At 32.8% G+C, this 14937-nt stretch carries 10 protein-coding genes and 1 pseudogene; 7 read left to right on the forward strand and 4 right to left on the reverse strand.

Annotated features, from left to right (window positions below; translation table 11 throughout):
* Positions 1–127 precede the first annotated feature (127 nt).
* Together B2G86_RS06070 and B2G86_RS06075 are read left to right on the forward strand one after the other, a co-directional pair.
* Entirely contained in the window at positions 128–1684 is a 1557-nt protein-coding gene (locus B2G86_RS06070; protein WP_078357233.1) for an MFS transporter, read from the forward strand.
* Positions 1685–1772: 88 nt separating this feature from the next.
* Positions 1773–2750: an alpha/beta hydrolase fold domain-containing protein gene (locus B2G86_RS06075; RefSeq protein WP_078357234.1), complete on the forward strand. Its 978-nt coding sequence runs from the start codon at positions 1773–1775 to the stop codon at positions 2748–2750.
* Between the two features lie 172 nt (positions 2751–2922).
* Here B2G86_RS06075 and B2G86_RS06080 read toward each other — a convergent pair whose 3' ends face one another.
* The 4 genes and pseudogenes from B2G86_RS06080 to B2G86_RS06095 all read right to left on the reverse strand — a co-directional run bounded on the left by B2G86_RS06080 (position 2923) and on the right by B2G86_RS06095 (position 5929).
* Entirely contained in the window at positions 2923–3885 is a 963-nt protein-coding gene (locus B2G86_RS06080; RefSeq protein ID WP_078357235.1) for a tRNA dihydrouridine synthase, read from the reverse strand.
* Positions 3886–4096: 211 nt separating this feature from the next.
* The gene (locus B2G86_RS06085) at positions 4097–5137 is read right to left on the reverse strand and encodes an NAD(P)-dependent alcohol dehydrogenase (protein ID WP_078357236.1); all 1041 of its coding nucleotides are present in this window, start codon (positions 5135–5137) and stop codon (positions 4097–4099) included.
* A 114-nt stretch (positions 5138–5251) separates the two neighbouring features.
* Positions 5252–5395 (reverse strand): annotated as a pseudogene (locus B2G86_RS06090) (tRNA-dihydrouridine synthase); the annotation flags it as partial.
* 57 nt (positions 5396–5452) lie between these two features.
* Complete coding sequence (locus B2G86_RS06095) at positions 5453–5929, reverse strand: nucleoside deaminase (protein ID WP_078357237.1); 477 nt, start codon at positions 5927–5929, stop codon at positions 5453–5455.
* A 171-nt stretch (positions 5930–6100) separates the two neighbouring features.
* On the opposite strand from B2G86_RS06095, the gene licT reads away from it, so the two are divergent.
* The 5 genes from licT to B2G86_RS13165 all read left to right on the forward strand — a co-directional run.
* A complete protein-coding gene (gene licT / locus B2G86_RS06100) occupies positions 6101–6943 on the forward strand; it encodes a BglG family transcription antiterminator LicT (RefSeq protein ID WP_078357238.1) in 843 nt (280 codons plus the stop codon).
* Positions 6944–7120: 177 nt separating this feature from the next.
* Positions 7121–8995: a PTS cellobiose/arbutin/salicin transporter subunit IIBC gene (ascF, locus tag B2G86_RS06105; RefSeq protein WP_078357239.1), complete on the forward strand. Its 1875-nt coding sequence runs from the start codon at positions 7121–7123 to the stop codon at positions 8993–8995.
* A complete protein-coding gene (gene ascB / locus B2G86_RS06110; RefSeq protein WP_078357240.1) occupies positions 8992–10419 on the forward strand; it encodes a 6-phospho-beta-glucosidase in 1428 nt (475 codons plus the stop codon). The genes ascF and ascB overlap by 4 nt, the downstream gene beginning before the upstream one ends.
* 232 nt (positions 10420–10651) lie before the next feature.
* Positions 10652–11590: a TDT family transporter gene (locus tag B2G86_RS06115; protein ID WP_078357241.1), complete on the forward strand. Its 939-nt coding sequence runs from the start codon at positions 10652–10654 to the stop codon at positions 11588–11590.
* Positions 11591–11913: 323 nt separating this feature from the next.
* The coding region (locus B2G86_RS13165) for an Ig-like domain-containing protein (RefSeq protein WP_158079024.1) at positions 11914–14937 on the forward strand (3024 nt) is incomplete at its 3' end.

Genomic DNA, 14937 nt, shown 5'->3' on the forward strand with positions numbered 1-14937 from the left:
AAATATCAATTTTAATTTTCATCATATCATTTTTCTTTCAAATTGAATTTGTTCATAATGAGTTCATATAATAGGTGTTAAATAAGTATATGAAATTTGGAGCAAATAAACGAAAGAAGGCTTGAATATGAAAGAGAAAAAATATGATATTGTTGTAGTATTTTTGTTGATTGGTGTATTTATGGCCGCGCTTGATAACGGGATTATTAGTGCAGCATTAACTACAATTAACCAGTCTTTTGAAATTACGGCTCAGATGGGGTCGTGGGGTATTACGATTTATACGTTAGGTATGGCAATATCAACACCTATTGCCGGTAAACTTGCTGATATGTTTGGTCGAAAAAAAGTGTTTATAGTTGAAGTGATATTATTCGGTTTAGGATCATTACTTGTGGCACTGAGTCCAAATTATACATTCTTCATCATTGCACGATTAATTCAATCATTTGGTGGCGGGGGTTTGTTTGTAATTGCGAGTTCGCATATTATCTTTGCTTACAAAAAAGAAAAACAAGGAAGCATGCTCGGTGGTCTTGGTGCAATGAATGGTATAGCATCAGTACTTGGACCTAATATAGGTAGTTTGCTCATTAATGTTAGTGGAACATGGCATTGGTTATTCTTAATTAATGTTCCAGTAGCAATTATGATTGTTATCTTTATGATGATCAAAATGCCTGAAAAACAAGAGAAAGTTAGAACTAAAATTGATAAATATGCAATAATGCTATTCTCATTTTCTACTTTATTAATGATGTTTGCGATTAACAATATTCAAACTGGGAACATCACTGGAAGTATATTTAGTTTGTCAGTTATCGGATTGATTATACTAGCGATTATTGGATATGCCATCATGATATTAATAGAATATAAAAACGAATCCTCTAATGTAGATTCATTTTTGCCTTACTTTTTATTAAAAAAACCAGCATTTTCAATTACTTTAATCATGGGTGTATTATCTGGAATGTTAATCGGCGCTATTATCTTTATTCCATCATTCGTTGAAAATGTATTACACGTAAGCGCCGCTAATAGTGGTTATTGGATGACACCACTTGCTTTAGCTTCAGGAGTTGGTGCTTCAATGGGCGGTAAAATTGTAGATAAAAAAGGGCCAATATTTGCCCTAGTTGTTGCCAGTATTGTAAGTATTATCGGCTATGGTGGCTTAGCACTCTTTACGTATGAAGCCGTTGCGTTTTTTGTATTTTCAATTATTGCAGGACTAGGATTTGGCTTTATAATTGGAGCGCCAATGACAGTATTAGCAACACGTTCAGCAGACTCTAGTAAAAACAATAGCACAGTTATTGGTACTTTATCCGTATCGAGACAAGTAGGTATTACAATTGCACCAACACTATTTGCTACATTTATACAGGTTGGTTTCAGTCAAACGGGAACTAAAATAAAAGAAAACTTAAGTCAAGCACACTTTAATATAAAGGATATACCACATAAATTTATGAATTCAATGCAACCTGATTCAGGTAGTATATCTAAGACACTAGATCAAATTAATCAGATTCCAAATAAAGCAATGAGAGATGCTATTACAAACGGTATTATAGAGGCAACACATTTAGCTTATATGCCAGTATTTTTGACAGCAGCAATTGCATCAATGATTATTTTGATACTTGTTATCGTCTTTAAAAAAGAATTTAAATATTAATGTTGATTTCACTGATACTTATGAAGATATGCTAAAGCTTTAAATGAACAAGGTGCAACGATATAATGAATGATATGGGGGTTATATTTTGTTTAAGAAGATAATTGTATTCATTAGTTTAAGTGTTATGGCTTTGTTTGGTTATGTTAGATTGAAAGAAAAGCGTAGTTTTAAAAGTTTTCTTTATGAAATGATGATTAGAATAATGAAAATGAAGAAACCTTACTTAAGTATAGAAAATGCTAAAAATGAAATTAATAAAGTAAAGTATCAAACGGCTGGAGAATTTGAAGGGACAAATTATAAATTCAAAAATAGTGTCCAAGTAGAAACGTTACAAGGGTCGAAGATATATATTGTGAATGATAAACCTAATTCGAAGCAAAAGGTTGTTTTATATATACATGGTGGCGCTTGGTTTAAAGATCCTTTCAAAGCTCATTTTGAATTTGTTGATAAACTTGCGACAGAAATAGATGCTAAAGTGATGATGCCTATATATCCTAAAACACCTCACGCTACGTACAAAGAAACATTTGACTTACTCGAAGAAATTTACAAAAATGATATTTTGAATAATGAGGACACAAGTCAAATTATAATTATGGGAGATTCTGCAGGTGGACAAATATCATTATCATTTTCTCAATATATTAAAACGTTAGGATTAGCGCAACCGAGTAATATTGTATTAATTTCGCCAATTCTCGATGCTACATTATCTAATCCCGAAACGTATGTATATGAAAAAATCGATCCAATGTTAGCTACACCAGGAAGCAAATATATTATAGAACTCTGGGCAGGAGATACGCCGATTGATAATTGGAGAATTTCTCCAATGTTCGGAGATCTAGAAGGCTTAGGTCATATTACAATTTCAATAGGTACGAAAGAAGCTTTATATCCAGACGCAGTTAAATTTTCTAACATGTTAAATTTAAAAAACATCGTGCATGATTTCTTACCAGGACTGAATTTGTTCCACGTTCATCCAATATTAAATATACCGGAAAGAACGCAATTTTTAGAACAAATTAAAGATATTATCGAGAGAACTGAGTAATGGAAATTAATTATGTATATAAAAAAGAGCTCATCTGTAATATCAGATGAGCTCTTTTTGAGTGTCGACAAAGTCTTATACTTTGCCGGCATTTTTTTATGCGCATGCTTTCCGCGGGCATGTTCTCAGTCTGTAGTCTTCGAATCGCTATAATTAAAATTTATATAACAGTTTACATTTGTGCTTCAAACTCATCGAGTAATGCTCGAACTTCGTCTGCTGTGTTTGTATTCATCAATTGATTGCGCAGTTCGCCAGCACCTCTCATGCCACGTACATAGATTTTAAAGAATCTGCGTAAACTTTTAAATTGTTTAGCTTCATTTGTAGAATATTTTTCGAACAATGTTAAGTGTAATCTCAACAGATCTAATAATTCTTTACTCGTATGTTCGCGTGGTTCTTTTTCAAAGGCAAAGGGATTATGGAAAATACCTCTTCCAATCATTACACCATCAATGCCATATTTTGTTGCAAGTTCAAGACCTGTTTTTCTATCTGGTATATCACCGTTTATCGTTAGCAATGTATTTGGTGCGATCTCGTCGCGTAAATTTTTGACTGCTTCGATTAATTCCCAGTGTGCATCTACATTACTCATTTCTTTACGCGTACGTAAGTGTATAGATAAGTTTGCTATGTCTTGTTCAAAGACATGCTTTAGCCAATCTTTCCACTCTTCTATTTTATAGTAACCGAGGCGAGTTTTAACACTTACCGGTAGACCACCCGCTTTAGCTGCTTGAATAATTTCAGCTGCAGTTTCAGGTCTTAGAATCAAGCCAGACCCTTTACCTTTGCCAGCAACATTAGCTACAGGACAACCCATATTCAAATCAATACCTTTAAAGCCCATCTCTGCCATACCGATACTCATTTCTCGGAAATGCTCAGGTTTGTCTCCCCATATATGAGCGACAATAGGCTGTTCATCTTCACTAAAAGTTAAGCGACCACGAACACTGTGTATACCTTCAGGGTGGCAAAAGCTTTCAGTATTTGTAAATTCAGTGAAAAACACATCTGGTCTAGCAGCTTCACTGACAACATGACGAAAGACGATATCAGTTACATCTTCCATAGGTGCCAATATAAAAAATGGACGTGGTAATTCACTCCAAAAATTTTCTTTCATAATATATTTAAACCTTCTTTTCTATTAATATCTCGACTTTTTGTCCATGATGATATTACCACAAATTTTCAATTTACACAAAAGGATGTTGACCAGTCACATACTAAAATGAAGAGATGTTTTTAGCTAAACAATAAGAATAAATGCATTTTAATCATTTTATTTATAAAAAAATAATGCCCATATATTATGGACACCATTTTTAAAAATATTACATTGTACTTGTATCAATAACGAAACGATATTTAACATCTGAAGATAATACTCTATCATACGCTTCATCAATTTGATCAGCCGAAATTAATTCGATTTGTGGTTCAATGTTGTGTTTTGAACAGAAATCTAACATTTCTTGTGTTTCTCTAATACCACCAATTGCTGAACCTGCAAATGACCTACGATGTCCTATTAAATTTGCAACTCGTAATGATATAGGCTCTGCTGGAGCACCAACGTTAACGATTGTACCGTCTAATGCTAATAATTTAAGGTAATCATCTATTTTTAAATTAGCACTTACTGTATTAATAATTAAATCAAATGAGCTTGTAAGTTGTTCAAATGTTGCTTCATCACTTGTTGCATAATAATGAGAAGCACCTAATTTCAAGCCGTCTTCTTTTTTATTTAATGTTCGTGATAATACTGTTACTTCAGCACCCATAGCATGTGCAATTTGAACAGCCATGTGTCCAAGTCCACCCATACCGATAACGGCTACATTTTTACCTTCGTATGCTTTCCAGTGATTTAAAGGTGAATACGTCGTAATACCAGCACAAAGTAATGGTGCAGCGGCGTCTAAACCAATATTATCAGGAATGCGTAGTACAAAATCTTCATGTACAACTATATGTGTTGAGTAGCCGCCTTGAGTTGGTTCACCATATCTATCCGTACCTGCATATGTTCCAACGTTTCCTTTTAAGCAGTACTGTTCTTCGCCGTTTTGACAATGTTCACATTCACCACAAGAGTCTACCATGCAACCAACACCGACACGGTCATCGATTTGATATTTACTTACATCAGAACCGATTTCTTTAACAATACCAGCGATTTCATGACCCGGTACTAATGGGTAGTTAACAGGACCCCATTCTCCATGTGCAGTGTGAATATCTGAATGACATATTCCTGCGTATTTAATTTCTATTAAAATATCATGTTTATCAAGATCACGTCTTGTGATTTCTGTAGCGTAAAAATTGGAATCCGGACTGTTTACAGCTCTTGCTTTAGCGTTCATCATAAATTAATTCCTCTCTTAATAATGTGATAGAATATCATAATTAATATTCTTCATTGTACATAATAGACCCTTGAGTATAGGCTACGTCAATTAATATGACTCACATATGAAGTATGTTTTAACACTTACCGGTAGACCACCCGATTTAGCTGCTTGAATAATTTCAGCTGCAGTTTCAGGTCGTAGAATCAAGCCAGACCCTTTACCTTTGCCAGCAGCATTAGCTACAGGACAGCCCATATTCAAATCAATACCTTCACTGATATAAATTATGAGTTTACTTTAATGTGTTATGTTGATGATTAAAAAATCGAATTATTTCTTGTGTAATTTCAAATGTAACGCGTGAACTTTTTCTGCTAATTCTTGAACTGGACCATCGACATCTGCATTTTCAATAATTTGATGGATTGGTAGACTTTTTACTGGTGATGGAGGTGCGCCGATCTCACTTAACCATGTATTTAGTTGTTCAGAAGAACTTGCATAAACGATTCTACCAAGACCTACCCAACCATGTGCAGCGGCACACATCGGGCAGTGTTCACCTGAAGTGTAAACCGTTGCTAGCTTGCGTTCTTCAGGTGATAAATGATTTGCTGCCCATTTTGCTATTTCAAACTCAGGGTGTCTTGTATGATCACCACCACTAACATGATTATGATCTTCAAATATAATGTCACCTTCAGAACTTACTAAAATAGATCCAAACGGTTCATCACCTTTATTCAATGCTTGTTCTGCTAACGCTACACATCGTTTTAAATAAGTAATATCAGATTGACTAATCATCTAATAGCCTCCTTAATTATTATAATTTTAATGAAATACATAGGTAATTACAAATGAATAGTATTTATTTAGATAATCAAAACATAGACATTGGACAACTAAATCCGTTATTATATTGATATTCATTCTATCGTTATGGGACAATGTATTTACTACAATAAGGGGTGTCATATGAAGATAAATAAAATCATTAATAATAATGTGATTAGTGTCACCCAAAACAACCAAGAACGTGTTGTGATGGGGAAAGGGATTGGGTTTCGTAAGCAAGAAGGCGATATTGTAGAGGAGTCAAAGATTGAAAAGATTTTTGAATTAAATAACCAAGAAATATCTGAGCGCTTTAAAACGTTATTAATTGAAGTACCAATTGAAGTTGTTCAAGCGGTCGAAAAGATTATTGAGGTTGCGAAGAATGAATATAATAAAGATTTAAGTGATACGATTTATGTTGCACTTACTGATCATATTAACTTTGCTATTGAACGTCAACGTGAAGGTATGGCTATAAAGAATGGCTTGTTATGGGAAATTAAGAAATTCTATCCTACTGAGTATGAGATTGGTTTACGTGCTTTGGACTGGATTGAAGAAATTGTAGGCGTTAAATTATTAACTGATGAAGCGGGGTTCATCGCAATACATTTATTAAATGCAGAACATAATAATTTTGCAGATTTTAATCAAGTGACAGAAATGGTGCAGAATATTTTAAGTTTAGTGAAGTATCATTTTAGGTTGGATTTTGATGAAGAGAGTTTAACTTACTTTAGATTTATGACGCATTTGAAATTTCTTGCACAGCGTATCATTTCTAAGAAACCGCTGAATACAAACGAATTTGAACTGTTCGATATTGTGAAAGAGAAGTATAAAGATGCGTATAAATGTGTGAAGAAGATTGAAGTATTTTTATTGAAAAAATATCAATATGAAATGACACACGACGAAGCTTTATATTTAACGATTCATATACAAAGATTAATATCTAGAAATGTAAGCGTTGACAATTGATAATTTTGTGATATATTTATGTTAAGAAAAACAAAATAAACAATTAATTGTTTAGGATTGTAACTGTTCGGCAGGCGAGACCTAAACCATTAATAGATGAATTTATCTTAGGATAAGTGTATCTATTTGTGGTTTAGGTCTTTTTTTATTGTTCTAAACAAGACGGGAGTGAAAGTAATGGCAAATGATCAAAAAATGGCTGATGAAATACTAAAAAATATCGGCGGAAGTGGTAATGTAAAGAATTTAACACATTGTATGACACGTTTAAGATTCGTGTTAAAGGATGAGAGTAAAGCAAACGATGAGAACATAAAAAATATTGATGGGGTAATGGGTTTACGTAAACAAGGTGGACAATACCAAGTTATCGTTGGTAATAACGTTTCACAAACATATACTGAGTTAATGAAATTAGGTGTAAGCGGTGGCGCTAAAAGTAACGAACCTGTTGAAAAGAAAAAATTAACATTTAAACAAGTTGGTATTAATATATTAGATGCTATTATTGGTACGATGTCACCATTAATTCCTGCCATTATTGGTGGGTCTATGATTAAATTATTAGCAATGCTTTTGAATATGACAGGCGTATTATCTGTTGATAGTTCAACTTATAATATTTTAAATACTATAGGAGATGCACCATTCTTCTTCTTACCAATGTTAGTCGCAGTATCTGCAGCTAGGAAGTTTAACAGTAACGTATTCTTAGCACTCGCAATAGCAGGCGTCATGGTTCACCCAGTATTTATGGAAATTATGGAAAAAGCAGCTGAAGGAAAAGAAGCAACATTCGCATTTGTTCCAGTTATGTCAGTAAAATATACGTATACAATTATTCCAGCAATTGTTATGACATGGTTGCTGAAATATATTGAAGATTTTGCAGATCGTATTACACCAATTGTAATGAAGAATTTCTTAAAACCAATGCTAATCTTATTAATTGCAGCGCCTATTGCAATTATTATTGTTGGACCGACGGGAATTTTAATAGGTACAGGATTATCTGAAATTGTGTTCTTTGTACATGATAAATTAGGATTCTTAGCAGTAGCCATTGTTGGTGCGTTATGGCCATTATTAGTTATGACTGGTATGCACCGTGTGTTCACACCAACGATTGTTCAAACAATTGCAGAAACTGGTGAAGAAGCTATGGTTATGCCATCTGAGATTGGTGCAAACTTATCTCTTGGTGGTGCTTCACTTGCAGTAGCACTTAAGACAAAAAATAGAGAATTAAGACAAACATCATTAGCAGCAGCGTCATCTGCAATTATCGCTGGTATTACTGAACCTGCATTATATGGGGTAGCGATTCGACTAAAACGTCCAATGATTGCATCAGTTATTACAGGTTTTGTGGCAGGTGCAGTAGCCGGTTTAGCAGGACTTGCGAGTCATTCTATGGCAGCACCTGGACTATTTACGAGTGTTCAGTTTATAGATCAAGATAATCCAATGAGTATTTTATGGGTAGTTGTTGTAATGGTATTATCAGTTGTACTGTCATTTATTTTAACTTTAGTGATTGGATTTGAAGATATTCCAGAATCAGAAGATGAATTATTAGATTTAGGTACGAAAGATAATATTACGGTTGCTTCACCAATTGAAGGTATAATCAAACCAATTTCAAGTGTGCAAGATGATGTCTTTAGTAGAGAAGTAATTGGAAAGAGTATCGCGATTGAACCAACAGGTAATACAATATATGCACCAGTAACGGGTACAGTGACTTCAGTCTTCCCGACTAACCATGCTATTGGTATTACTGGTGATAGTGGAATAGAAGTATTAATTCATGTAGGTATTGATACAGTGAAATTAAATGGTGAACCATTCACAACTGCAGTTGAACAAGGAGACCATGTCAATGTTGGTGATGTAGTTGGAACGTATGATTTAGCTCAAATTATTGAAGCGGGTTATGATCCTACAACAATCGTAGTCATTACAAATACAGAAGACTATGAATCTATTACATCATTTGACAGAGCGGACGTTGAAGCATATACATCAATATTAGGAGCGGTTAAATCATGACAATAAAGACTTTTCCAGAAAATTTCCTTTGGGGTGGTGCTATAGCAGCCAACCAAACTGAAGGTGCATGGACTGAAGGTGGCAGAGGGTTAAGTAATATAGACTTAATCCCTCATGGTGCTAATCGACGAGACATTAAAATAGGAAATAAAAAATCCGAACTAAGTGATGAAGAATATTATCCAAGCCATACTGGTATTGATTTTTATCATCATTATAAAGAAGATATTGCGATGCTTGCTGAAATGGGATTGAAAGTTTTTAGAACATCTATTTCTTGGAGTAGAATTTATCCGAATGGTGATGAATCAACACCGAATCAAGCAGGTATTGATTATTACACTGATTTATTTAAGACATGTAAAGAACATAATATGGCGTTACTCGTAACACTTGCACATTTTGATATTCCGATGGGGATTGTTGAAAAGTACAACGGTTGGAAGAATAGAGAAACAATCGATTTATATGTTAAATTTGCAGAAACATGTTTTGAAAGCTTTGGAGAATACGTGAACTATTGGATTCCATTTAATGAAATCAATGTTGTGTTACACAGTCCATTTTCAGGCGGTGGCTTAAACTTTGATGAAACTGAAAATAGAGAAGAACTATTATATCAAGCAGCACATTATATGTTAGTTGCAAGTGCTAAATCTGTAGAAAGTTGTCATCGTATCACACCGAAAGCACAAATTGGTTGTATGATCGCAGGCGGTAGTTTCTATCCTTATAGCTGTAACCCAGAAGATGTTTGGCAATCAATGAATGATGAGAGAACAAATACATTCTTTGTAGATGTACAAGCAAAAGGAAAATATCCTTATTACATGGATGCATTCTTTAAATCTAAAGGAATCAATATTGAAATCAGTGAAAGTGATAAAGAAATATTAAAGCAAACCGTTGATTTTGTCGCGTTTAGTTATTATGCATCTCGAACATCTATTGCAGATATATCAAGAGTAGAAGCAAACGAAGGCAACATTATTGTATCCGCCAAAAACCCTTACTTAAAAATGAGTGATTGGGGATGGGTCATAGATCCACTTGGATTAAGAATTACAATGAATCAAATATATGAAAGATTTGAGAAACCACTATTTGTCGTAGAAAATGGATTAGGAGCAAAAGATAAAATAGAAGCGGACGGTACTATACAAGATGATTACCGAATTGATTATATGCAACAACACATCGACGCAATGTATGATGGCATACAAGATGGCGTACCACTACTAGGTTATATCAGTTGGGGAATTATTGATTTAGTATCAGCATCAACAGGCGAAATGAGTAAACGATACGGTATGATTTATGTTGATAAAGATAATGCTGGTAACGGAACATTAGAACGAAGAAAGAAAAAATCATTTGATTGGTATAAACAAGTGATAGCACAAAATGGAATAGAAATAAATTGATGAGTTAAGGCAAAACTTCTGGATTGCGCAGAAGTTTTGCTTTTTTATTTTTTTATATAATTATATTTCTGTCCCGCTCTCTTATTTGATTTATACTTAAGATGGGCAATTATCAAATTAATCATAAATTGTTCAGCAGAAACTTCTGAAATATATTAGTATAGAATAATAGATAACAAATGTAAGATATTAGACAACGTTTTATCAATATAATAATGAAAGGGTATTGGTTATGTTAAAAAGTACCTTAAAAAAGATACCAATTGCTATAAGTGGGTTAGCATTGGGAATCATGGCGTTAAGTAATCTGCTTTACCATATACATTTACCGTCAGTTGGAATGATTTTCTTTATTATTTCCTGTGCAATAATTTTAATCTTTAGTTTGAAATGGATCATTTATCCTAAAATGTTTTTACAAGAACTTAAAAATATAAATACATTCGCAATTCTACCTACTTTTCCTATGGCATTAATGCTATTAGTGTTTATAGTTAAGTCAGAATTTATGGTAGATAATGTTGTTCTGAGTATAATTTGGTACGTTTCTATTTTATTGCATGTGAGCTTTATTGTTCTATTTATTAGTTTTTATGCTTTTAGAAATTATAAGTCATTACCAAATACGAGTTGGTTTGTAATGTTTGTTGGAATAGGTGTTATCGGTGAAACATCATCAGGTTTCAATATTAGTATTGGTCATATATCAACTATTCTTGGGTCTATATTTTTAATATTGATACTTGGTTATGTGTTAATTAATAAAGCGTGGCAACACTATAATCAAGAACAATTTCCTATGGTAATTATTATGAGCGCACCTGCAGCATTATGTTTAAATGGATGTATCTTGAATAATGAAAGTTATGCTATGTGGTATGTATGGATGTTTCTAGTTCTTTCACAAATATTATTTTTATTTACTTTAATATTTTTACCTAAAATTATTCAAAATGGATTTAAAGTTTCCTTTTCAGCACTAACATTCCCATGGGTCACAACGGCAGCCTCATTATATAATGTGAGTCATAAAATTTATTTTATTGATATATTATCTAGCGGTTTCAATGTGCTATTCGTTATAGAAATTATATGGGCAGGAATCATCGTGCTCTATGTCTTATACAAATATATTTTGTTCTTAATTACTAAAGATGTCGTTTATAGTTAAACTGATCATTTATTATATGCTCTCTACCTTGATAAATAAATTGAGGTAGAGAGCTTTTGTATTAATTGTCTAAATATTAAAAAATAATCTACACTTTTTAAAATATGTAGATTTTTAATAAAATTTGATATTTATTAAAAAAAGTAGTGGAAAATTACAAGACAATTATGTAATATAAAAAAGCATGAATTTTTAAACGACAAATTATTGCGAATAAAATATCATGTAAAACACAAAATAAAGTTTAATTTTTATTTTTGTGATATTTATTAACTTAATTACGGGAGATTCATTCTAAATAAAAAAATATGGAGGTAGGGTTTTTGAACAATAAAAAGAACAACAAACGACTTGATTTTTTGCCTAATCGCATTAATAAGTACTCAATTCGTAAATTTTCAAACGGGATAGCATCAGCACTTGTAGGTGCATTAATGGTCATTGCATTATCAAATGATAATAAGGCAGAGGCATCGGAAGAACAGCAAGTAGTAGATTTCAATAAGGTTCATCAAGAAAGTAATAATGGGAACGTTGAAATATCACCAGCTAGAGAAGAAATAAAGCCAAGCATAGATCAAAAAGCTAGTGAACCAGTACAAGAAACAGAAGATGTGAAACCGGAAGTAAGCTCGGAAGATAATAAAGCAGTACAAGAAACAGAAGCAGTAAAACCAGAAGTAAACACAGAAGATAAAGAAGCAGTACAAGAAACAGAAGCAGTAAAACCAGAAGCAAACACAGAAGATAAAGAAGTAGTGCAAGAAACAGAAGCAGAAAAACCAGAAGTAAACACAGAAGATAAAGAAGTAGTACAAGAGACAGAAAAAGAAAAGCCGGAAGTAAACACAGAAGATAAAGAAGTAGTACAAGAAACAGAAGAAGTAAAACCAGAAGTAAATACAGAAGATAAAGAAGTAAACACAGAAGATAAAGAAGTAAACACAGAAGATAAAGAAGTAGTACAAGAAACAGAAGAAGTAAAACCGGAAGAAAAACCAGAAGACAATAAAGTAGTTCAAGATAAAGAACAAGAAAAACCAGAAGTAACTACTAAAGAAGAAGAAAAATCGAATGAAACACCAGTGAAAAAAGAACCAATTCAAATAACAGAAGAAAAATCGAAAAGTAGAAGCAATACGCCTTCTGAGAAAAGCACTGTTTCTCAACCTGCTAGTAGAAACGAGAAAATAGTGAATGGTTTCTATACAGAGAACAACATTGGCAAAGATGACCAAGCTAAGATTAATAAATATTTACCTAAAAATATAAGTGAATTATCAGAAGAAGAAATTAAAAAGCAAATTTTGATGCTTGCTTTGAAATATAATGTTCTGAAAGAAGAGACTACACCAACTGTAACAACAAGTTCTGTAAAAAAAGAAAGTTCAAGTTTGAGATCTAAAAGAAGTCTAAGTGCTAATGCAAGTGGTAATAATGTGACAAATCAAATAGATTTTACTAACACTACAATAAACGTAAAAAATAATACAGTTAAACCTTTAAATGCTGAAAGTTATAATCTTTTAACTTCGTTCAAAACTAATTCTTCAGTTAAAAAAGGTGATTATTTTATTATTAAAGGTTCTGCTAACACTATTAATGACGATTTAAATCATCAAAATTCAAGTGCACCAGTAATTAAAGATAAGAATGGCAATATTATAGCTATAGGGATATATGATCCTAAAACAAGAGAATATAAATATACATTTACTGATTTTGTAGAAGATAAAGCGAGTATTAGTGGTAGTTTGAAATTTTCACAATATATCAATAGAGATACTGTTCGAAATAATTCAAACGAAACGATTACTTATACTTTTGGTGATAATGTAGTATCAAAAAATGTTAGAGTTATTTACGAAAACGGTATTATAGAAGAAGCATCATCAAATATTGGTTCATCGTATACGCACTATAATAGCGAGACAAAAAAATACGAACAAACGATTTATATTAATCCTAAGAAAAAGAATGCATATTATTCTGAAGTGTACATTAGAGGTTACAAGAATGATTTAGGTGATAGTTCAGCCCAAATAAATTCAAATACTCAAATTGTGATTTATAAAGTTAAAAATGGCGTTGCTTTAAATGACAGTTATTACAATGATGCTGAGAATCTTATTGATGTAACTGATCAATTTTATTTTACAAATTATCAAAATGCTGTTGGCATAAACTTTGGTAATATATATGGCACAACATATATAATAAAAGTAATCTCTAATGAAAATGAAGCGGTCAATAAAGACTTAATACAGTCAGTAGATATGCACTCTACAAGTCAAAATGGAATATATAACTCAGTGAGTTTTTATAATTATATTGAATTAACGGATAACTCAGCAGAAGGTGAAGGAGAATCCCAATCAATAAGCGAATCGATCAGTGAAAGTATATCTATAAGTGACTCAGAGTCAGTTAGTGAAAGTGAATCATTAAGTGAGTCAGAATCAATTAGCGAAAGCGAATCATTGAGTGAGTCAGAATCAATTAGCGAAAGTGAATCATTGAGCGAATCTGAATCTATTAGTGAAAGTGAATCATTAAGTGAGTCAGAATCAATTAGCGAAAGTGAATCATTGAGTGAGTCAGAATCAATTAGCGAAAGCGAATCATTGAGTGAGTCAGAATCAATTAGCGAAAGTGAATCATTGAGCGAATCCGAATCTATTAGTGAAAGTGTGTCTTTAAGTGACTCAGAGTCAGTTAGTTTGTCACAGTCAATAAGCGAATCAGAGTCTATAAGTGAGTCAGAATCAATCAGTGAATCTGAATCTATAAGCGAATCCGAATCAATCAGTCAAAGTGTGTCTTTAAGTGACTCAGAGTCAGTTAGTTTGTCACAGTCAATAAGCGAATCAATCAGCGAATCTGAATCTATAAGCGAATCCGAATCAATTAGTGAGTCAGAATCAATAAGCGAAAGTGAATCAATTAGTGAGTCCGAATCTATTAGTGAATCAGAATCAATTAGTGAGAGCGAATCAATTAGTGAAAGTGAATCATTGAGTGAATCCGAATCAATAAGCGAGTCAGAATCATTAAGTGAATCGGAATCAATCAGTGAATCAGAATCTATAAGCGAATCCGAGTCAATCAGTGAAAGTGAATCAATTAGCGAAAGTGAATCGATCAGTGAATCAGAATCAATTAGTGAGAGCGAATCATTAAGTGAATCAGAGTCAATCAGTGAATCAGAATCAATTAGCGAGTCCGAGTCATTAAGTGAGTCAGAATCTATTAGTGAATCCGAGTCAATCAGCGAATCGGAATCTATTAGTGAATCCGAATCGATCAGCGAAAGCGAATCATTAAGTGAATCCGAGTCTATCAGTGAA

Source organism: Mammaliicoccus fleurettii (genome assembly GCF_002018435.1).
Lineage (GTDB): Bacteria > Bacillota > Bacilli > Staphylococcales > Staphylococcaceae > Mammaliicoccus > Mammaliicoccus fleurettii.